The sequence below is a fragment of the Burkholderia sp. WP42 genome, from assembly GCF_000745665.1.
GTDB classification, from domain to species: Bacteria; Pseudomonadota; Gammaproteobacteria; order Burkholderiales; family Burkholderiaceae; genus Burkholderia; species Burkholderia vietnamiensis.
In genome coordinates, this window is sequence record NZ_KN050727.1 from 14,766 (window position 1) to 36,211 (window position 21,446).

The 21,446-nt window shown below is 67.2% G+C and carries 19 protein-coding genes; 9 read left to right on the top strand and 10 right to left on the bottom strand.

The genetic code is table 11. The features are described 5' to 3' along the window. The first annotated feature begins 71 nt into the window (after positions 1–71). The 4 genes from EX20_RS29185 to EX20_RS29200 all read left to right on the top strand — a co-directional run bounded on the left by EX20_RS29185 (position 72) and on the right by EX20_RS29200 (position 4,962). Positions 72–1,319 (top strand): ROK family protein, encoded by a 1,248-nt coding sequence (locus EX20_RS29185; RefSeq protein WP_034195560.1) that lies wholly within the window; start codon positions 72–74, stop codon positions 1,317–1,319. After that, positions 1,306–2,859, top strand: coding sequence for a sugar ABC transporter ATP-binding protein (locus EX20_RS29190; RefSeq protein WP_014722957.1), 1,554 nt, complete (start codon positions 1,306–1,308; stop codon positions 2,857–2,859). The genes EX20_RS29185 and EX20_RS29190 overlap by 14 nt, the downstream gene beginning before the upstream one ends. 38 nt (positions 2,860–2,897) lie before the next feature. After that, entirely contained in the window at positions 2,898–3,935 is a 1,038-nt protein-coding gene (locus tag EX20_RS29195; protein ID WP_011884653.1) for an ABC transporter permease subunit, read from the top strand. Positions 3,936–4,017: 82 nt separating this feature from the next. Further along, a complete protein-coding gene (locus EX20_RS29200; protein WP_034195561.1) occupies positions 4,018–4,962 on the top strand; it encodes an ABC transporter substrate-binding protein in 945 nt (314 codons plus the stop codon). Positions 4,963–5,251: 289 nt separating this feature from the next. Here the strand turns inward: EX20_RS29200 and EX20_RS29205 are convergent, their stop codons facing one another. From EX20_RS29205 to EX20_RS29215, 3 genes are all read right to left on the bottom strand, one after another. After that, complete coding sequence (locus tag EX20_RS29205; RefSeq protein WP_011884651.1) at positions 5,252–6,970, bottom strand: SulP family inorganic anion transporter; 1,719 nt, start codon at positions 6,968–6,970, stop codon at positions 5,252–5,254. Positions 6,971–7,008: 38 nt separating this feature from the next. Continuing rightward, positions 7,009–7,635: a ParB-like protein gene (locus EX20_RS29210; RefSeq protein WP_011884649.1), complete on the bottom strand. Its 627-nt coding sequence runs from the start codon at positions 7,633–7,635 to the stop codon at positions 7,009–7,011. Between the two features lie 111 nt (positions 7,636–7,746). Beyond that, a complete protein-coding gene (locus tag EX20_RS29215; protein WP_034195601.1) occupies positions 7,747–8,289 on the bottom strand; it encodes a GNAT family N-acetyltransferase in 543 nt (180 codons plus the stop codon). A 268-nt stretch (positions 8,290–8,557) separates the two neighbouring features. Here EX20_RS29215 and EX20_RS29220 point away from each other — a divergent pair, with 268 nt between their 5' ends. The 4 genes from EX20_RS29220 to EX20_RS29235 all read left to right on the top strand — a co-directional run bounded on the left by EX20_RS29220 (position 8,558) and on the right by EX20_RS29235 (position 13,786). Then, entirely contained in the window at positions 8,558–9,778 is a 1,221-nt protein-coding gene (locus EX20_RS29220) for an MFS transporter (RefSeq protein ID WP_014722954.1), read from the top strand. Between the two features lie 216 nt (positions 9,779–9,994). Then, positions 9,995–10,813 carry a TetR/AcrR family transcriptional regulator gene (locus EX20_RS29225; protein ID WP_011884645.1) on the top strand — a complete coding sequence of 273 codons (819 nt, stop codon included), beginning with the start codon at positions 9,995–9,997 and terminating at the stop codon, positions 10,811–10,813. A gap of 270 nt (positions 10,814–11,083) precedes the next feature. Continuing rightward, on the top strand, positions 11,084–12,838 hold the full coding sequence (locus EX20_RS29230; RefSeq protein ID WP_034195562.1) for an AMP-binding protein: 1,755 nt from the start codon (positions 11,084–11,086) through the stop codon (positions 12,836–12,838). Between the two features lie 27 nt (positions 12,839–12,865). Then, the gene (locus EX20_RS29235) at positions 12,866–13,786 is read left to right on the top strand and encodes a DUF1571 domain-containing protein (protein WP_011884641.1); all 921 of its coding nucleotides are present in this window, start codon (positions 12,866–12,868) and stop codon (positions 13,784–13,786) included. Positions 13,787–13,816: 30 nt separating this feature from the next. Here EX20_RS29235 and EX20_RS29240 read toward each other — a convergent pair whose 3' ends face one another. Next, entirely contained in the window at positions 13,817–14,098 is a 282-nt protein-coding gene (locus EX20_RS29240; RefSeq protein ID WP_034195563.1) for a PXPV repeat protein, read from the bottom strand. Between the two features lie 293 nt (positions 14,099–14,391). On the opposite strand from EX20_RS29240, the gene hfq reads away from it, so the two are divergent. Next, positions 14,392–14,952: an RNA chaperone Hfq gene (hfq, locus tag EX20_RS29245; protein ID WP_034195564.1), complete on the top strand. Its 561-nt coding sequence runs from the start codon at positions 14,392–14,394 to the stop codon at positions 14,950–14,952. Between the two features lie 83 nt (positions 14,953–15,035). Here hfq and EX20_RS29250 read toward each other — a convergent pair whose 3' ends face one another. The 6 genes from EX20_RS29250 to EX20_RS29275 are packed head-to-tail and all read right to left on the bottom strand — an operon-like array spanning position 15,036 to position 21,445. Beyond that, complete coding sequence (locus EX20_RS29250; RefSeq protein ID WP_011884635.1) at positions 15,036–15,740, bottom strand: DUF2968 domain-containing protein; 705 nt, start codon at positions 15,738–15,740, stop codon at positions 15,036–15,038. Positions 15,741–15,794: 54 nt separating this feature from the next. Next, positions 15,795–17,186, bottom strand: a complete 1,392-nt coding sequence (locus EX20_RS29255) for a sigma 54-interacting transcriptional regulator (RefSeq protein ID WP_011884633.1) — start codon at positions 17,184–17,186, stop codon at positions 15,795–15,797. An 11-nt stretch (positions 17,187–17,197) separates the two neighbouring features. Further along, complete coding sequence (locus EX20_RS29260) at positions 17,198–19,237, bottom strand: pilus assembly protein TadG-related protein (RefSeq protein ID WP_080938704.1); 2,040 nt, start codon at positions 19,235–19,237, stop codon at positions 17,198–17,200. Between the two features lie 11 nt (positions 19,238–19,248). Continuing rightward, entirely contained in the window at positions 19,249–19,572 is a 324-nt protein-coding gene (locus EX20_RS29265; RefSeq protein WP_034195566.1) for a DUF3613 domain-containing protein, read from the bottom strand. Between the two features lie 20 nt (positions 19,573–19,592). After that, complete coding sequence (locus EX20_RS29270) at positions 19,593–20,435, bottom strand: tetratricopeptide repeat protein (RefSeq protein ID WP_034195567.1); 843 nt, start codon at positions 20,433–20,435, stop codon at positions 19,593–19,595. Between the two features lie 17 nt (positions 20,436–20,452). Further along, positions 20,453–21,445, bottom strand: a complete 993-nt coding sequence (locus tag EX20_RS29275) for a type II secretion system F family protein (RefSeq protein ID WP_034195568.1) — start codon at positions 21,443–21,445, stop codon at positions 20,453–20,455. Position 21,446 lies beyond the last annotated feature (1 nt).

Sequence of the window (21,446 nt, forward strand, 5' to 3'; positions counted from 1 at the left end):
TCCACGCGGTTAAATAAATCAACATGATTTATTTAATGCGCCGACACCGGTGCGACATGGAAGGAGACGCGATGAGAAGCCCGCACATCGGTCAGGGCAGCAACTCGGCCAACGTGCGCCGTTACAACGAGCGCCTGTTGCTGAAGACGCTGCGCCGCGCGGGCAGCGCGTCGAAAGCCGATCTCGCCCGACTCGCGAACATGACCGGCACGGCCGTCGGCAGCATCATCGCGTCGCTCGCCGACGCGAAGCTGATCGAATTCGCCGGGCGCACCGAAGGCCAGCGCGGCCAGCCGGCGTCGCTGATCCGTCTCGATCCGCGCGGCGCGTTCGGCATCGGCGTCCATCTCGACCGCATGCGCATCGAGACGGCGCTCGTCAATTTCGCCGGCGACGTACTCGGCCGCCGTTCGCACTACACCCTGCTGCCGCCGCCCGCCGAAGTCATCGAGATCGTGCGCCACGACATCGACGCGATGCAGGCTCTGCTGCCCGCGCACGAACGCGCGCGGCTCGCGGGCATCGGCGTCGCCCAGCCGTACAACCTCGGCGCGTGGATGCGCGAGCTCGGCCTGGCGCCCGACACGTTCCGCGCGTGGGAAGACGTCGACTTCGCCAGCGACCTCGGGCGCACGGTGTCGCTGCCCGTGTTCGGCGAGAACGACGGCAACGCGGCCGCCATCGCCGAACTGTTCTACGGGTACGGCCGCCAGTGCGACGACTTCGTCTATCTGTTCATCGGCCCGGCGATCGGCGGCGGCATCGCGATCGACGGCGACTGCCTGCGCGGCGTGACGGGCAATGCCGGCGACATCGCCGTGATCCCCGTGCTGCCGAGCCGGCTCGCCTCCGCGCCGCCGCCACGCGGGCCGTGGGACATCCTGCTCGCGCGCGCGTCGCTGCATGCGCTGGTGCGCCATCTGCGCCATCACGGCGAGACGGTCGAAAGCCGCGCCGACCTCGAGGCGTGCATCGCCCGTGGCCTGCCGGCGGTGACCGAATGGATCGACGACTGCGTCGATGCGCTCGCACCGGCACTGCGTGCGGTGCTGTGCGTCGTCGATGCGCCGGTGGTCGTGCTCGACGCCGATACCGACGCGGGCCTGCTCGACGCGTTGACCAGCCGCCTGCGCGCTGCGCTCGTCGCCACCGCTCCGGAAGCGCGCGGCACGCCGACGCTCGTGCGCGGCACGTTCGGCGCCGACGCCGGCGCGATCGGCGCCGCGACGCTGCCGATGTACTTCAACTTCTCCCCGCGGGCCGGCATCCTCAGGGGCGCCCGCATCGAATCGCAGGAGGTCAACCATGTCGCGATCTGAGTCGCCGCGGCCGCTGCTCGAAATGCGCGGAATCAGCAAGACGTTCCCGGCCGTGCGCGCGCTCGACAACGTCAGCCTGACCGTCTATCCGGGCGAGATCCACTCGCTGATGGGCGAGAACGGCGCGGGCAAGTCGACGCTGATGAAAATCCTCTCGGGCGCGTATCGTGCCGACGCCGGCGGCGAAATCCTGATCGACGGCCAGCGCATCGACGTCGACGGCCCGCTCGCCGCGCGCGATGCCGGCGTCGCGGTGATCTATCAGGAGCTGTGCCTCGCGCCGAACCTCACCGTCGCGGAGAACATCTACGTCGGGCGCGAGCTGCGCCGCGGCAACCGGCGCTGGGGCACCATCGACCGCGCGGCGATGGCGCGCGGCTGCCAGGACGTGCTGGCGCGCCTCGGCGCGCCGTTCGGGCCGGACACGCTGGTCGGCACGCTGTCGATCGCCGAGCAGCAGCTCGTCGAGATCGCGCGCGCCGTGCATACCCGCGCACGCATTCTGGTGATGGACGAACCGACGACGCCGCTGTCGTCGCGCGAAACGGAACATCTGTTCGGCCTGATCCGCCAGCTGCGCGAGGAAGGCCTCGCGATCATCTACATCAGCCACCGAATGGCCGAGATCTACGAGCTGTCCGACCGCGTGTCGGTGCTGCGCGACGGCACCTACGTCGGCACGCTCGAGCGCGCGGCGCTGTCGGCCGACCGGCTCGTCGCGATGATGGTGGGCCGCGACATCTCCGGCTTCTACAAGAAGGAACACGCGCCGTACGACCCCGGCCACCTGCTGCTGTCGGTGCGCGACATCGCCGACGACGAGCGCGTGCGCGGCTGCAGCCTCGACCTGCACGCGGGCGAAGTGCTCGGCATCGCCGGGCTGGTCGGCGCGGGCCGCACCGAACTCGCGCGGCTGATCTTCGGCGCGGAGCCGCGCACGCGCGGCGAGGTGAAGCTCGGCGAGCGCACGTTCGGCGCACATTCGCCGCGCGATGCGATCGACGCCGGCCTCGTCTATCTGACCGAAGACCGCAAGCGCCAGGGCCTGTTCCTCGACATGAGCGTGCGCGACAACATCAACATCTCGGTGTGCAACCGCGACGCGCGGCTCGGCACGCTCGATCTCGCGCGCGGCGCCGAGCGCGCGCGCGACGCGATCGCGTCGCTGTCGATCCGCGTGCCGCACGCGAACGTGAACGTCGGCGCGCTGTCGGGCGGCAATCAGCAGAAGGTGCTGCTGTCGCGACTGCTCGAGACCAAGCCGCGCGTGCTGATCCTCGACGAACCGACGCGCGGCGTCGACATCGGCGCCAAGTCCGAGATCTACCGGATCATCAACGAACTGGCCCGCGCGGGCGTCGGCGTGATCGTGATCTCGAGCGAGCTGCCGGAGATCATCGGCGTCGCCGACCGCGTGCTCGTGATGCGCGAAGGCGAAATCGCCGGCGAACTCGGCGGCCACACGCACACGCCGATCACGCAGGAAGCGATCATCGCGCTCGCGACCGGCTCGCAGGCCGAACTCGCCGACGCGCACTGACCGCGGCCCTCACTCACTCCTTCATCCAAGGTACCGACATGATCAACCAGCCCAAGCAACGGAACCTCGCTTCCGCGGCGGCCCAACCGGTCGCCACCCGCACGCCGCTGTTGCGCGGCGCCGATCATCGCGCACGCATGCAGTCGCTGCTGCGCACGGCAGGGATGCTGCCCGTGCTGCTGGTGCTGTGCATCGGCTTCGGCTTCCTGACCGACGGCTTCTTCACGCTGCAGAACCTGTCGATCGTCACGCAGCAGGCGTCGATCAACATCGTGCTCGCCGCCGGCATGACGTTCGTGATCCTGACGGGCGGCATCGACCTGTCGGTCGGCTCGGTGCTGGCCGCGTCGGCGGTCGCCGCGCTGCTCGCGTCGACGATCCCCGGCTGGGGCTGGCTCGGCGTGCCGATCGCGCTCGCCGTCGGCCTCGCGTTCGGCGCGATCAACGGCGGCCTGATCTCGTTCCTGCGCCTGCCGCCGTTCATCGTCACGCTCGGCGCGATGACGGCCGTGCGCGGCGTCGCGCGCCTGATCGGCAACGACACGACCATCTTCAACCCGCAACTGCCGTTCGCGTTCATCGGCAACGGCACGGTACTCGGCGTGCCCTGGCTCGTCGTGATCGCCTGCGCGGTGATTGCGCTGTCGTGGTTCATCCTGCGCCGCACCGTGCTCGGGATGCGGATCTACTCGGTCGGCGGCAACCCGGAAGCCGCGCGGCTGTCGGGCATCAACGTGCGCGCGATCCAGCTGTTCGTCTATGCGGCGTCGGGGCTGCTCGCCGGGCTCGGCGCGGTGATGTCGGCCGCCCGGCTCTACGCGGCCAACGGCCTGCAGCTCGGCCAGTCGTACGAGCTCGACGCGATCGCCGCGGTGATCCTCGGCGGCACGAGCTTCGTCGGCGGCGTCGGTTCGATCGTCGGCACGCTGATCGGCGCGCTGATCATCGCGGTGCTGACCAACGGCCTCGTGCTGCTGGGCGTATCGGACATCTGGCAGTACATCATCAAGGGGCTCGTGATCATCGGCGCCGTCGCGCTCGACCGCTATCGCCAGCGCGACTCGGCCCGCACCTGAGCCGCCCTTCCCGTTCAACCATCGGGGCGCAGGCAGGTCCTCCTGCGCCCGACCGCCAACGGACCTTCGGAGACACAACGACATGTTCAAGCACCAAGCCGCCCTGACCGCCGTCGCCTGCGCGCTCGCATTCGGCACCGCCGCCGCCCACGCGGCCGACAAGCCGCTGAAATCGATCGGCGTCACGGTCGGATCGCTCGGCAACCCGTACTTCGTCACGATCGTCAAGGGCGCCGAAGCGCGCGCGAAGCAGATCAATCCGAACGCGAAAGTCACCGCGGTGTCGGCCGACTACGATCTGAACAAGCAGTTCACGCAGATCGACAACTTCATCTCCGCGCACGTCGACATGATCCTGCTGAACGCAACCGATCCGAAGGCGATCGAGCCGGCGGTGAAGAAGGCGCAGGCAGCCGGCATCACGGTGGTCGCCGTCGACGTCGCGGCCGCCGGCGCGAACGCGACCGTGCAGACCAACAACGTGAAGGCCGGCGAACTCGCGTGCGACTACCTCGCGAAGAAGCTCAACGGCAAGGGCAACGTGATCATCGAGAACGGCCCGCAGGTGTCGGCCGTGATCGACCGCGTGAACGGCTGCAAGGCCGTGCTCGCGAAGAACCCGGGCATCAAGCTGCTGTCGAGCGACCAGGACGGCAAGGGCTCGCGCGAAGGCGGGATGAACGCGATGCAAGGCTACCTGACGCGCTTTCCGAAGCTCGACGGCGTGTTCACGATCAACGATCCGCAGGCGATCGGCAGCGATCTCGCGGCGAAGCAACTGAACCGCCCGAACATCGTGATCACGTCGGTCGACGGCGCGCCCGACATCGAGGTCGCACTGAAGTCGAACACGCTCGTGCAGGCGTCGTCGAGCCAGGACCCGTGGGCGATGGCGCAACAGGCGGTGAACGTCGGCTACGGCATCATGAACGGCCAGAAGCCGGCCAACCCGATGATCCTGATCGAGCCGACGCTCGTCACGCGCGACAACGTGAAAAGCTACAAGGGCTGGACCAGCCCGCGCTGATCGCGGCGTACGTGCTCGCGTGCGGTGTCGGATGGGGCGTGTGGGCTGAGGGCGGATGCGGGTGGTCGCGGGGCACGAGTCGCACCGGCCGCATTCATTGGCGGCCCCGCGCCGTGGATCGCACGAGCGGCACGGGTGGCATGAGCGGCGCTGGCGGCACGGATTGCATTAGCCGCCGCCAGTCACGCCGCATGCAGCGCGACCGCCCGCCGCGCTTCGCGTCGACGCCGCCGGCGCGAGCGTCCCGCTTGCCCGTTACATATCCCGCTCAACGCACCACCCGCCCCCATCACCCGCCACTCGCCCCGTCGCGACCGCGCGCCTGCAGCAATTGCAGGCTCTCATCCACGCTCAGTTCCGACATCGCGTCGTCGCGCAGCGTATCGTCGGCCGCCCGGCGCAGCGCATTGAGCGCATGCGCCTTGAGCCGCACGATCGCGAGCCGCAGCCCGCGCGCCGCACACTCGGCCGCGAACGTGCGCAACGACTCGATCGTCGTGCCGTCCACGTCGGGCGTTTCCTCGAGGCTCAGCATCACGGTGTGCGCATCGGGTGCGTCCTTCATCAGCGCGCGCACGCGGTTGAGCATCCGGTCCGCGTTCGCGAAGAACAGCTGCGCCTCGGGCCGCACGATCAGCACGCCGGGCACCGGCTTCGCATCGGCATGATTCGCGACGTCGACGAAATCGTGCCCGTCGCGCAGCCGGCCGAGCACGCTGACGTTCGGCTCCGACAGCTTGCGCAGCGTCAGCAGCAGGTTCACGCCGATCGCCACGAGCAGCCCGTGCAGCACGCCGAGCACGAGCACGGCCAGCAGCGCCGCGATCACGACGAGCCGGTCGCGGTGCCATACCCAATACGGCCGGAATATCGACGGATGCAGCGAGTGGCTGACCGCGAAGATCACGATCGCCGCGAGCACGGGCTCCGGCGTGCGCGCGAGCTGCGGCAGCAGCAGCCCCACGATCAGCGCGACCACCGCCGCGGCCCACAACCCCGCGAAGCGGGACTGCGCGCCGGCGGCCTCGTTCGCGGCCGTCGCCGAATAGCCGGCGCCGACCGGCATCCCGTGCAGCAGCCCCGATACGAGGTTCGCGCAGCCGATCGCGACCAGGTCGCGATTCGCGGACACGCTGTCGCCGTGCTTCAGCGCGAAGTTGCGAATCGATCCGTACGACTCCGCGTACAGGATCAGCATCAGCGCGAATGCGAGCTCGACCGTCTGCATCCACGCATTGCGGTCGAGCCGCGGCAGCCCGAATTCGATATGCCGGAAATCGATGTGTCCGACCACCGCGATCCCGTAGCGCTGCCAGTCGACCAGATAGCCGGCGACGATCGACAGCACGATCACGACGAGCGTCGCCGGCACGCGCGAGCGGCGCCCGAGCGCAAACAGCAGCGCGAGCGCGGCCGCGCCGAGCGCGACGCTTGCGAGGTTCGCCTGCGGCGCGCCCCTGACGAGTTCGAGCACGACGTGCGGCGCATCGCCGTGCCGCACGGAAACCGCGAGGATCTTCGGCAGTTGCTTGATGACGATCGTCAGCGCGAGCCCGAACGTGAACCCGCGCAGAACCGGCCGAGCGACGAAATCGGACATGCCGCCGAGCCGCGCCGCGCCCGACAGGATGAACAGCACGCCGGTCACCGTCACGAGTGCGGCCGCCAGCGCGAGTTGAGCGGCCAGCGCGAGCCCCGACTCGCTCAGCACGGTCGCGGCGAGCACGGCGGCCGACGACGACGTCGACGACACGATCGCAAAGCGGCTGCTGCCGGTCAGCGCATAGATGACGAGCCCCGACAGCAGCGCGATGAGGCCCGCCTGCGGCGGCAGGTTCGCAAGGCCGGCATATGCGACGGCCTCGGGGATCAGCAGACCGGCGATCGACAGGCCGGCCAGCGCGTCGAGGCCAACGCGCCGCGGCGGCGAAGGCGCGGCCGCATCGAGTGCGGCGAAATGCTCGGCGCGCTGCGGGCCGGCTTCCGGGCGAGTCTGGGTGGTCGTCATCGAGCCTTCTTCATCGAACGTCGGATCGCTTGCGCCGGTCACGGCTTGACCGCGATCACGCCGGACCAGCCCGGCAGATAGCGCGCGTCCTGATCGTGGGCGCGGCGCAGCGACAGGTCGAGCGCCTTGTCGAAATTCTTGCGGATCTGGTCGAGGCTCACGTGCTGGCGCAGGTAGTCGGCCCAAAGGAATTCGCTGAACGGCGTCGCGTCCTTCGCGTAGCCGCCCGCGGTGCGCAGCTCGCCCGCGAGGCTGCGATACGGGTCGTCCTCGAGCCCGGTCAGCGCCTGCGGCAGATGCGCGTATTCGCGCCGTGCACCGTCCGGGCCGAACGGATGCACCCACTGGTTGTGCTCCATGATCCGCCAGAAAATCGTGTCGTCGAGCCACGACAGATCCTTCAGCAGCATGGCGTTCACGCGAGTCTCGCCCTCCTCGATCAATGCGAGGCCGAGATGGTGATGATCGGTGATGTAATGCAGGCCGCCCGGGCCGAGCACCGCGGGAAACCAGTGCGATTCGATCGCGGCCTGGCGCGCGCGCTTGCCGAGCGTCTTCCAGTGCTTGCGCTTCGCCTTCACTTCGCGATAGCCGACCGTCATCTGCGTCGGACGCAGCGCGTCGAGCCGGACGGGAATCAGATGAACGTCGTTGCCGAGTGCCATGGTCGTACCCCATGTTGCGAATGTCGGCAACGATACTCCTGATCGGGCAAGCCGTTAATACGTCGCGACCTCGATACGCGTACGCTTGACGATCTCTGACAACCGGCGGCGCTAGGTGCGCAGGTCGTCGCGCTCCAGACGATGCCGCACGTAAGGAATGCCGTCGTCCACGACGCCCACGCGGCGCATCCCGAGCTTGTGTGCGACGTTCAGCGAACCGGTGTTGGCCGCCGCGATGTCGGCGATCACACGCGGCAGCCGCACGGTGTCGAATGCGTGCCGCACGACGGCCGCCGCGGCCTCGCTCGCGATGCCGCGCCCCCACGCCGTGCGCACGAGCCGCCAGCCGATCTCGACGTCGCGCGCGCCGCCCGCGTAGTCGGGAATCAGCAGCACCCAGCCGATGAACCGGTCGGGCGCGGCCTTCTCGAAGATCGACCAGTAGCCGAGGCCGGCCGGATAGTCGCGCGTGATCCGGTGCGTGACGAAGCGGCGATGCTCGGCGGGGTCGTGCCACGGGCCGGCGATGTACAGCGTCACTTCCGGATCGCGATCCATCTCGATACACGCGTCGAGATCGGCGAGCACGCGCGGGCGCAGCCACAAGCGCTCGGTCTGCAGCACCGGCAACGCGGTATCGGGGGATTCGGCCATCTGGATTCCTGCTTCGGGAACGATGCGCATCGCGCGTGACGTGATCGATACAAAAAGCCTGCCGCAATGATACAGACGGCTGACGCGTCGCTCGGCCGGCATCGCCTCCGTTGCACGCAATGGATCATTTCATAGGGATTATTCCCGATTCGCCCGTATCGCGCGGCGCGACGGCCTACACTCGATCCATGCCCGCCGCACTGCGCGCCTGCCGGCCGGCAACCGTACGAGCCGGCAGGCAGGCAAGCCAACGAGGAGAACCCACGACATGAGCTGGACTCGCGAGCAACGCAACGTCACGATCGCCGCCTACCTCGGCTGGACGCTCGACGCATTCGATTTCTTCCTGATGGTGTTCGTGCTGAAGGACATCGCGGCCGAATTCGCAACGACGATCCCCGCCGTCGCGTTCGCGCTCACGCTCACGCTCGCGATGCGCCCGCTCGGCGCGCTGATCTTCGGCCGCCTCGCCGATCGCTTCGGCCGCCGCCCGACGCTGATGGTGAACATCGCATGTTATTCGCTGCTCGAGCTGGCGTCGGGTTTCGCGCCGAGCCTGACCGCGCTGCTGGCATTGCGCGCGCTGTTCGGCGTCGCGATGGGCGGCGAATGGGGCGTCGGCTCGGCGCTGACGATGGAAACCGTGCCGACGCATGCGCGCGGCATCGTGTCGGGGCTGCTGCAGGCCGGCTACCCGAGCGGCTATCTGCTCGCTTCGGTCGTGTTCGGGCTGTTCTACCAGTACATCGGCTGGCGCGGCATGTTCATGGTCGGCGTGCTGCCTGCGCTGCTCGTGCTGTACGTGCGCGCGCACGTACCGGAGTCGCCCGCGTGGAAGCAGATGGAGAAACGGACGCGGCCGAGCCTCGCCGCCACGTTTCGGCACAACTGGAAGCTCGCGATCTACGCGATCGTCCTGATGACCGCATTCAACTTCTTCTCGCACGGCACGCAGGACCTGTATCCGACGTTTCTGCGCGAACAGCATCACTTCGATCCGCATACCGTGTCGTGGATCACGATCGTGCTGAACCTCGGCGCGATCGTCGGCGGCCTCTCGTTCGGCGCGATCTCGGAGCGGATCGGCCGCCGCCGCGCGATCTTCATCGCGGCGCTGATCGCACTGCCCGTGCTGCCGCTGTGGGCATTCTCGAGCGGCCCGCTCGCGCTGGCGGCCGGCGCGTTCCTGATGCAGATATCGGTACAGGGCGCGTGGGGCGTGATCCCCGTGCATCTGAACGAAATCTCCCCCGACGAGATCCGCGCGACCTTCCCCGGTTTCGTCTACCAGCTCGGCAATCTGCTCGCGTCCGGCAACGCGACGATGCAGGCGTCGCTCGCCGTGTCGCACGGCAACGACTATGCGTTTGCGCTCGCGCTCGTGGCCGGCATCGTGGCCGTCGCGATCGCCGTGCTGATCCTGTTCAGCCGCGAGCGGCGCGGCATCGACATGACGCAATCGGTCAATACACGTACCGGCGCCGGCTGAACCCGCACGTTGCCGCGCCGCACCATCGGATGCGCCGCGCGGGGCGTGGCTTGCGTCCGACGTATCCCGCATCTGCACATCGAACTAGAGGAATTTGCCGAGACTCCGCGCTTGCCCGGCCTGCCTGCGTCTTTTTATCTTAATAAAAACAGCCGTTTGAATCAGACGAACGAATCAGCTGTTCGCGGCAGGGCGACCGGCATTGGGAGGCGGGACATGGCAGTAACTCAGGAGGGGCGGCCGTCGACGGGACGGCCGTCGGGGACGCGACCGTCCGGCACTCGGCAGAGCGGCGGCACGAAGGTGCGCATCCTCGATGCAGCCGAGGATCTGTTCATCGAGCACGGCTTCGAAGCGATGTCGATGCGGCAGATCACGTCGCGTGCGGCGGTGAACCTTGCCGCGGTCAATTACCACTTCGGCAGCAAGGAAGCGCTGATCCACGCGATGCTGTCGCGTCGGCTCGACCAGTTGAACCAGGAACGGCTCGGCATCCTCGACCGCTTCGATGCGCAACTGGGCACCCACATCACCTGCGAGCACGTGCTCGGCGCGATGTTCATTCCCGCGCTGAAGGCGTCGCGCGATCCCGAGCGCGGCGGCCCTGCGTTCCTGCGGCTGATCGGCCGCGCATACACCGACCCGTCGCCGTTCGTCCGCAACTTCCTGACCGCGCACTATGCGAGCGTCGCCGGTCGTTTCTTCGATGCGTTCCAGCGCGCGCTGCCGCACCTGCCGCGCACGGAACTCGGCTGGCGGCTTCACTTTGCGATCGGCGCGCTGTCCGGCGCGCTCGCCGGCGCCGAGACCGAAAGCCTGATCGACGAATTCTCGCAACGCCGCACGATGAACGACGTGCAGATGATCGCGCGGCTGTCGTCGCTGATCGTCGCCGCGCTGAAGGCGCCGATGCCCGACAGCGCGCAGCTGGCGATCTTCGCGGCCGTGCTCGACGATGCCGGCGCGAGCGAAGCGCTCGGGATGCCGTCGGCGGCTGCCGCCGTCGATACGGCGGCAGCGCATTCGGCGGGTTGAACGCGGCGCGCGGCACAGATCCAGCGTTTCATGACTCGTTTGATCGAGGCCGGTGGGAGTACGTCGCCGGTCGGGATCGGATTTTTGTGGCGAAAACCGATGGGGTTTTCGCCGGATGAGGATAGTGCGGGCGGTGACGCGCTGGGGTGCGCCGACCGCGAAGCATGGGGCGAGAGTAGGCGCTGAAGCGCCAACTCTTGCCGACCGCGAAGCATGGGGCGAGAGTAGGCGCTGAAGCGCCAACTCTCGCCGACACCGGAGACACACATCATGTCAGCACCCGCAGCAACCGCAACGGCGCAGCTCCCGCCCGCCACCGACGGCATCTGGTACAAGTCGTACCCGCGCGGCGTGCCGCACGAAATCGACGTCGCGCAATACACGTCGCTCGTGCAATTCTTCGACGAATGCACGACGCGTTTCGCCGAGCGAGTCGCGTACGTGAGCGCCGGCGCATCGATGACCTACCGCACGCTCGCGCAGAAAGTCGACGCGTTCGCGTCGTATCTGCAAAGCATCGGCGTGAAGCCGGGCGACCGCGTCGCGATCATGCTGCCGAACACGTTCCAGTATCCGGTCGCACTGTTCGGCACGCTGAAAGCCGGCGCAATCGTCGTCAACGTCAATCCGCTCTACACCGCCCGCGAACTCGCGCACCAGCTCAAGGACAGCGGCGCCCAAACCATCGTCGTGTTCGAGAACTTCGCGCGCACGCTGCAGGACGCCCTGCCCGACACCCAGGTGAAGAACATCGTCGTCACCGCGCTCGGCGACCTCCTCGCCGACGGTCTGAACGCCAAAGGACACCTGATCAACTTCGTGCTGAAGCACGTGAAGAAGCTCGTGCCGCCCTACAACCTGCCGCAGGCGGTGCGGCTGCGCGCGGCCCTCGCGCTCGGCGCGCGCACCAAACCGCAGCCGGCGCGCGTCACCCGCGACGACCTCGCGTTCCTGCAATACACCGGCGGCACCACCGGCGTCGCGAAAGGCGCGATGCTCACGCACGGCAACCTGATCGCGAACCTGCTGCAAGCGAAGGCATGGATCGCCGATCAAGTGTCGGGCGACGTCGAAACCGTCCTCACGCCGCTGCCGCTTTACCACATCTATTCGCTGACGGTGAACGCGTTCATCTTCATGGGGCTCGGCGGGCGCAACATCCTGATCGCGAACCCGCGCGACATGACGATGGTGATGAAGATCATCCGCAACGAAACCTTCACCGGCATCACCGGCATCAACACGCTGTACAACGCGTTCCTCGACAACGAAGAATTCCGCAAGCGCGACTTCTCCAAGCTCAAGCTCGCGATGGCTGGCGGGATGGCGATGCAACGCGCGGTCGCGGAACGCTTCGAGGAAGTCACGGGCAGGCCGGTCGTCGAAGGCTACGGGCTCACCGAATGCTCGCCGATCGTCACGATGAACCCGGTCGACCTCAGCGACATGGCCGCGTTCAGCGGCTCCGTCGGCCTGCCCGCGCCGTCGACCCAGGTGCGCTTTCGCCGCGAGGACGGCACCTGGGCCGGCATCGGCGAGCCCGGCGAGCTGTGCGTGCGCGGCCCGCAGGTGATGCGCGGCTACTGGCAACGCCCCGACGAAACCGCCAAGGTGCTCGACGCCGACGGCTGGCTCGGCACCGGCGACATCGGCGTGATGGACGAGCACGGCTTCATCCGTCTGATCGATCGCAAGAAGGACATGATTCTCGTATCCGGCTTCAACGTGTACCCGAACGAGATCGAGGAAGTGCTGGTCATGCATCCGGGCATCAGCGAGGCTGCGGCGATCGGCATTCCGGACGAGGTGCACGGCGAGCGGATCAAGGTGTTCGTCGTGCGGCGCGACCCCGCGCTCACCGTCGACGACGTGCTCGCGCATTGCCGCAAGAACCTCACCGGCTACAAGATGCCGAAGTCGGTCGAATTCCGCGACGCGCTGCCGCAGACGAACGTCGGCAAGATCCTGCGCCGCGCGCTGCGCGACGAGGAGCTCGCGAAACTCGAGGCCGCGAAACAACGCTGAACGATGGCTCGCCCGGAGACGCCGCCGATGAACCCACGAACGATGCGCCGCGCCGCGCATGCGGCCGCCGCCGTCGCATGCATGCTGACGCTGGCGCCGCCGCCGCACGCGCAGGAAACGGCCGCCGCTGCCGCCAGCGCACCCACGGCCACAGCCACGACGCTGCCGGCCGAGCTCGACAAGGTCACGCACGAACCGGCTGCGCAGCAGGCACGCTGGCTGCGCGCGGCCGCGCAGCGCGGCACGCTCGCGCAACTCGACGACGCGACGCTCACCGCGCTGTTCAACGCGCTCGATCCGCTCGCGGTGCCGCTCTATGTCGGTCATGGCCCGAATGGCTATCCGTCGTACCAGTTCACGATGGCGCGGCAGGAACGCATCAACGGCAAGTGGCCCGACACGCCCGACCGCATGCTCGTGAAGACGACGCGCGAGCCGTTGCGCGTGTACGCGAAATGGCTGCCGGGCGGCGCGCATGCGGGACAGGAAACGATCTACGACACGACGCTGCGCAAGGACGAGATGTACGGCCATCTCGGCGGGCTGCTCGGCAAGATTCCGCTGTGGACGGCGCTCGACGGCGCGCTGGCGCGCGCCCAGTCGAATCACCAGGTGAAGGATCTCGGCACCGAGTTCATCGCGAACCAGTACCTGAGCGAAGCCAGGAAATACCAGGAGGCCGGTGTCCAGCGGCCGACCCACGTCGAAGCGAAAACCATCGGAGGCGTACGCGTGGTCGCCCTCACCTACGAAACGCCGACCGGCCGCCCGCAGTTCTATGCGAAGAAGGAAGTGCTCGGCCTCGATCTGCACGCGCCCTACTTCCGGACCGTCGAGTCGTACGACAACGACGGCAGGATCTTCGAGCGGATCGTCATCGAGACGATCGCGCCGGCGACGCTCGACGCGTCCGCGTTCGATCCGAAGAACCCGGACTACGCGTTCTGAGCGTCAGGCGCGCCGCGCCGCGCGCCGTGCTCAATCGTCGTCATCGTCGTGATGCTTGCGCCAGTGCTTGTAATAGTGCTTGCGCCACTTCCGGTAGCCGTCGTCGTCATCGTCGCCGTAGTCGCCGTACCCGTAGCCCGGATAGGCGACGACCGCCGGCTGCGGCGCCACATAGACCGGCGCCGGCTCGACATAGACCGGCGCGACCGGCACGCCGATCCCGACGGACAGGTCGACGTGCCCCGCCATTGCACTGCCGGACGCGACCAATGCCGCGCCGCCGAGCCACACCGCCAAGCCCCTCTTGTTCATGTTTCGTTCCATGTTGCGCCGGCCTGCCCGGCATTCGCCGCGACTGTAATCCGGACGCACACGACGAGGTGCTACGCCGCTGCGAGAGTCGTAACGCGACGTAACGGAACGGCAACTGGCCGTTCGGCCGAATCGCGAAAATGTCCTGGAGCGTCTATAGTGGGTTACGGTTCGACACAATCGCGATCACGCGCGGGCGGAACGAACAGGGTAGAATCCCGCTAAATACTTGGTGAGCGATCACGCCCACACACGCACAACACATCTCTGACGCAGGCTCCTGCCGCACCTCAATGGCCAATCCCGCAGAATCCCATCCGCAAAACGACTTCATCAATTCGGCACGCAAGGAACGTAAGCGTGTTGAAATCTATCTCGTCAACGGCATTCGTCTGACGGGTTGCATCGAGTCGTTCGATCAGTACCTGGTGATGCTGCGCACCCCCGTGGGTCTGCAAGGCATCTACAAGCGCGCGATTTCGACGATCCAGCTCGATACGGGCGGCTCGCGTCCCGGCGGCGGCCCGCGCGGCCCGCGTCCCGGCGGCCGGCCGGGCGGCCGTGAAGGCGGCGGCCACAGCCCGTACGGCTCGCACGGCGGCTCGCGCGAGTCGCGCGGCGACGGCGGCTACGGCTCGCGTGAACCGCGCGAAGGATACGGCTCGCGTGAGCCGCGGGAAGGCTACGGCGCACCGCGCGAACCGCGCGAAGGTTATGGCGCACCGCGCGAAAGCTACGGCGCGCCGCGCGATACCAGCGACGCACCGGGCAGCAGCGCGCCGTCCGATTCACGTGGCGGCACCGGGCCGGTGATCGTCACCCGGCGCCGGCGAATCGTGCCGGACGGCCAGTAAAACAAAAGGGCAAGCCAAACGGCTTGCCCTTTTTGCTGGTAGGCCGGCGCGGCATGTCGCCGCACCGCGCACCCCATGACCGCTCAGTGTGCCGTCGACGGCAAGCCCGCATTGGCCTCACGCTGCAGCGCGCGCACCTGCTTCTGCAACGCGCGCAACTGACCCTGAAGCTGCGCCTGCTGCGTCTGCAGCGCCGCCGTTTCGTCGCGTACGTTCTTCTGGTGATCGGCGACCGCGGCCTGCTGCTCGTGCGCGATCGACAGGTCGGCTTGCAGGCGACGTGCGCGGTCCTGCGTGGCCTGAATCTGCCGGTCGGTTTGCGCCTTCTGCGCTTCCAGCTTCGCCGCCCGCAACTCGTTGACGGCCAGCCGCGCCGCCTGATGCGAGAAGTCGCGGTAGATCGCTTCGGCGCGCGCGTCGTCGTGCGTCTTGATCACACGCCAGAACGCCTTCTGCTGAAACAGCGCCACGAAATACGCACCGTCCTTCACGTTGAACAACAGGCTCGCGCCGTAGCTGCCGTTATAGTTCGTGCGCATTTCCGTCAACGCATGCGCCTGCATCTGCCGCTGCAGCTCGTCGACCGTGCTTTGCCCGGTCGTCTCGCCCGCCTGCGGCTGCACCGACTGAACCTGCGGATCGAGCGCCGGAATCGCCGCTACCGGCGCCGACGCCTGCTGCACCGCCGATGCCGCATCGGCTGCCAATCCCTGCGCGTACACGCCCTGCATGCCTCCCATCATGGCGAACAGCACGCATGCCCGCCCCAACCCCGTAATGTGGCTCATGAATTTTTATTCCCGCCCGTGTCGTTGTAATTGAGCGCGATTTTATCTCATTAATTAATCGCTTTCGCGAGTCTCGGGCTCTTCGTCGAAGATCTGGTACTTGCGCATCTTTTCCCACAGCACCTTTCGGCTGATGCCGAGTTGCTGCGCGGTGTCCTGGCGTCTCCAACCGTTGGCGTCCAGTGCGGCGATCACGCGGCTGCGTTCGTTCATGTCCCACTTGCTGCGATCGACGAACACTTCCGCCGCGCTCTCCGCCGGCACCGGCTGCGCCGAATTGCGCGCGTGCGCGATCAGCCGCTGCAGCCGCGCGGCATCCCAGCCGCCCGTCTGCCGCACCGTCACGCCGACGCGCTCGGCCAGATTGCGCAATTCCCGCACGTTGCCCGGGAAATAGCTGTCCGCGACCGCGTCGGCGAGCCAGTAAGGCAGGTCCGACAGCTCGGCGAGGCGAGCCTCGCCAACCACGTCGGCGACGAACGACTTGAACAACGCGATCTTGTCGACCGCGCCGCGCTCCTCCAGCGACGGAATGCTCAGCTCGATCACCGCGAGCCGATAGTACAGATCCGCGCGAAACAGCCCGTCCTTCACGAGTTGCGGCAGCTTCTTGTTGCTGGCCGCGACGAGGCGGAAATCGACCTTGACCGGCGTCGTCGCACCGACCCGCAGCACCGCGCCGTCCTCGAGCACGCGCAGCAGCTTGACCTGCTGATACAACGGCAGATCGCCGACTTCGTCGAGGAACAGCGTGCCGCCCGCCGCCTGCTCGAAGTAGCCTTTATGCGCAACAACCGCGCCCGTGAACGAGCCCTTCGCATGGCCGAAGAACAGCGACTCGAACAGGCCGTCGGGGATCGCGCCGCAGTTTACGGGCACGAATTCGCCGTGCCGGTAGCGCGAATGCTTCTCGTGCAGCAATTGGGCGATGCGCTCCTTGCCGACGCCGGTTTCGCCGTGCAGCAGCACGTTGGTGTCGCAGTCGGCGAACGTATCGACTTCGTGCAGTAGCGCCTGCATCGACTCCGAGTGCGCGACGAGTTCGGACGGCTGCAGCGTTTCGGCCGCGTGCGCGCGCAATTGCGTGACGAGCTTGCCGACCATCCCGCGCAGTTCGGCACAGGTGAAGTCGAGCGGCAGGATGTGCGAATAGTCGGGCGGATACTGCGACGCATCGTGATCGCGCGCCGCACCGACCCACACGACGGGCATGCCGATGTTGGCCTGCCAGTCGCGCAGGAACGCCGCACCGGTTTCGATCATCGTCACGCTGATGATTGCGAGCGACGGCCGCAGTGCGGCGCGCTCGGGCGAGATCTCCGCGTTGTCGGCACGGATCACCTCGACGTCGAAGCTCGCCATGCAGCGGGCAACGCGGTCGACGATGTCCGCCTTGCCTTCCCAGACGTACAGGTCGAGTTCTGCGATTGCGGGCGTGTTTCTCATGGCTGTTGCTTTCAATGGACGATTTGCGGGGCGTTGCATGTCAGGCTGTGCTGAATCACGGTCAATTGGCCGACTTGCAGTCCGAGTGCGGACAGCAGCGGCGTCACGAGCGTGTTGAGCAACGGATTCACAAGCCCGACGAGCAACGGGATGAGTTGGTCCGTCAGCGGTTGGAGAATCTGCGTGAGAATCGACAGATCGAGGCCCAGAACGTTGAGCTGCAGCGCGGTGCCATTCAACACATTGGTCAGCTGGACGCCCAGCGTGTTGGTGGCAGTCGCCGACGTGGTCCAGTTGGGCCCCGGAGACCAGGCCGACGATGCGCAAGCGCCGTTGCCCGGCTTGGTATTGCAGAACGAGTATTGCGAATTGTTCGGATAGACGATGCCGGTACCGGTCAACGGCAGGTCGGCATTCAACGCGCCCGGTGTCGACGGCAACGGCGGCCCGCTGTATATCGGCGTGCTGGCGCTGCCGCCTACATACGCGACGGGGTTCGACGCCGACAGCGCGATTTGCAGCGCGGTGAAGTTGCCGAGTATTCCAGACGCCGAGAGCTTCGCGACGGGAATCGTGCCGGACGAAGCCGCACAGCTCGGCGCATTGAGGTTCAGCTTGCCGCCGGTATTCTGTCCGGCGCAGATCATCGCCGCGCCCGGCAAGGCGCCGAACGTCGCGGTGCTCGCGGCCGGCGCCGACTGGCAATCGGTACTTGCCAACCAGGCCCGCGCCGGGCCGCCCGCGATGATATAGAGCGGCAGACGCGGCCCGGAAAGCTGGATCGTCAGCAACGGCACCAACGGCGGAATCTGCAGCGGCGGCGGGTCCGACAATACCTGCAGATCGGCGTAGATGCCGATCTCCGCCTGCGACGCCTGCGTGCGCCAGATGCCGTTCACCTGCCCTGCCTCGCCGATGCCGATCGACGGCGGCGCCAGCACCTGCAGTTGCAGACTGTTGACGCGCGCAAGCGCCGATACCGCGCTGATCAGCGGACACAATGCGTTGCCCGGGCAACTGGTTTGCCCGATCGATACCGACAATGCACTGTTGTATGCGCCGACCTCCGCCGTCGTGATCAGCAACTGCAGCACATTGATGCTGGCGTTCGCCGCAGCCTCCGCGTTACTGCCGGAGTATTGAAGGAGGCTGCCCAACGCGATCTTCGACACATTGACGCTCGCACCGACGCTGCCCCGCAACGTGGTGAGCACCACGCCGACCGTCGTATCCTTGCCGACCGCCGTCGCGGCGAGATTGAGAATATCGGATACGGTCAGATCGAGGCCCAGCAGCTGGCCGATCGTGGGCGGACTCGACATGCCGGACTGGCCGAGCTGCAGCGCGGCGTTGGCCAATTGAGCCAGCGTGACGTTGGCCACGGCCAGCGACTGATAGCTCGCCAGGCCGACGTTGACGTTGGCCGAAGCACCCAGCAAGCCGGTCAGCAACGAATCGAGCAGCGCGGAAGACGACGTATTGAGACTCGCGAGCGTCGCAGCGACGCTGAACGTATCGATCGCCGACGAACGTGCCGTTGCAGTGGCCGACAACACGGCCTTTCGACCACTCAATTGGCTCAGCAGCCCGAGAAAGAAATACTGCACTTGCCGGTACACCGTCACGCGTGCCGCATTGGCGACCGACTGCGCCGGCGTAACGTATGCATTCGCGGTATCCCATGCGCCGCAGCTGACGGCGATCTGGTCGTTGCCCGGCGTCGGCGTGGCGTTCGCCGCGGCATCGATCAGCGTGACCGAATAACCGTTGTCGTTCAGGCCCGCGCTGACCGCCACGTTCTTCTTCGCATCGCTCAGGCATCTGGCCGGATCGCTCGACATCGGCTGAACCGCCGCCAATGCGACCATGTCGGCGACGCGCTGCAGGTCCCGCTTCTGAAAATACAGGTTGCCGACGTCGATCGCCCCCAGCACGACGAGCGCGACCAACACCCAGATCGCTCCGATGACCGCAATCGAGCCGCGCTGCCGACGTCGCGCCATCCAACCTGCGCTGGGCCGCCGAATCACGTATGGATGATCACCGCGCATCGTCGTCTCGCTTACTGCGCACTCTGCCCGCCGCCCGACATGCCGCCCGCGGAGCCCATCTGCGAACTCATCGATTCGGGAATCTTGTTCTTGAAGGAATCCAGATAGCGCTGGTACGTCAGCGTCGCAACGTCGCCGAGCAACGGCTGTGTCGGCGCAGCCACGCGGTTGTCCCGCTGCAGCGACAGCCATTGCTGCGTCGAGCGCCCCACCTCCGATGCGCCCGGCGCAGCGACCTGCCCGTATGCGGCAACGGTACCCAGCGCGATGCCGGCGATCGCGCCGAGCAGAGCGATGCGGCCCGCGCGCATGTATCGGTGAAATGTCTGCTTCATGTCGTTCCCCGCGTATCCGTTCATTGTGCAAACCGTTGCAGCAGCGGCGCGGTCTGGTCATAGCTGAGATTGTTCGCCATCGGCGCGATCGACATCGGCGCGGCACGCCGCGATACCACCGGCGGCGTTGCCACCGCCCGCTGCTGCGCGCGCGCCGCGGCCGCCACTCTCGCGGCATCGCTGCTGATGTCCTTGCGGATATTGGCCGGCAAACGCTGCTGGTTCATCAAGCGCTGCGCGTCCTGCGCGCGCCCCGCGGCAACCAGATACAGCGCGAGGTTGCTGACGATCTTGGGGTTGCGTTGATCCAGTTCAGCGGCCTTCATCAGCGGCACGCGCGCGCCGACGATGTCGCCGCTGCGCAATTTCGCGTACGCGAGATCGGACAGCAGCGACGCATCGGTCGGCGCGAGTTCGGACGCCTGCGTCAACGCCTGCACCGCCTGGCCGAAATCGCCGGCTGCGCCCGCGATCAGCCCGAGCCCGCGATAGCCGCGCGCGGCGAGCGGCGTCTTCAGCAATTGCTCATAAGCTGCCGCACTCGCGGCCGGCTGGTCCGTCATCCGCAGCGCATCCGCTCGCAGCAGTATCGTGTCCGGCGATACGCCGTACGTTTTGTCGTACGCGTCGATATGCGCGAGCGACGCGTAATACAAACCTTGTGTCTGCATCCGCTGGATCAGGCCGAGATACATGCCCGGCGTATCGGGCACCGCTTGCTTCTGGTCCGCGGCCTGGATCAACGCCGCACGTTCGGTCTGTGCGCCGACACCATATCCGCTCTCCTTGGTCGCGCATGCAACGAGCATCAACGCCATCGTCGCCATGCCGGCCAGCCTTGCCATCCTGCCGATCCGCTTCATCGTCTTTCCTTCCACCGTCAATGGTGTGCCGACAGCGCGTGCGTCACTGCCAGAAATCCGGGGCCGGCCGTCACGATCAGCAGCGCAGGCAGCAGCGTCAGAACCATCACCCCGGTCATCTTCACGGTCAATCGGCCGATTCGTTCGCGCAGCATCGCGCGACGCGTCTCGCGCAATCGATCGCCGAACTGCTTGAGCGGTTCCTGAACGGCGCCGCCGTGCTTGTCCACCTGCACCATCAGCCGTGCGATCGCGCGCAAATCCTCGTTGTCGAAGCCGCCGGACAAGCGCTGCATCGACTGCTCGCGCGTGCGGCCGGCCGCGAAATGGCGCTGCGCGATGCCGACCTCCGACGAGAGCACCGGCATCATCCCGCGGAAATCGTTCGTCACGACCTGCAGGCTTTGATCGAGCGACAAGCCGACGCCCTGCAACAGCCGCAGCATGTCGACCAGCAACGGCAATTCGTCGATCACGCTCTGACGTCGAGCCGCGGCACGGCGGCGCACGTAGAGCTTCGGCAGCATGAAGCCGAATGCGAATGCGGCGAACACGCCGATCGTCCAGTATCCGCCCTTCATCCGGCCGCTCGCGAACACCGCGAACAGCACGGGCACGGCGATCCCGCAGGCGAGTCGCGCCATCAGGAACAGCCCGCGCGTGCGGGCGTCGACGTAGCCGCATTGCTCGAGCAGACGACGGTCTTCGTCCGCGACGATATGCTTGCCGAAGCCGGTGTCGAGCAGGCGCATCCCGTTCGCCGATACCCAGCCAAGCATGCGTTCGACGCGTTGCCGAACGCGCGCGTCCGGTTTCCCGGCGGAATCGCCGGCCGCAGCGCTTCCCGGCTTGGCTGCCTCGAGCGTCGCCATGCGGTGTTCGAGCGCATCCTTCAGCGCACGCTCGGCACGCGACGCGGCGCTCGCGCGCAACATCGCGGCCATGCCGAACAGCAGGACGCCGAGCGCGCCAAGCGCCAACGCGATCGATCCGATTTGAGTTGCCGTCATC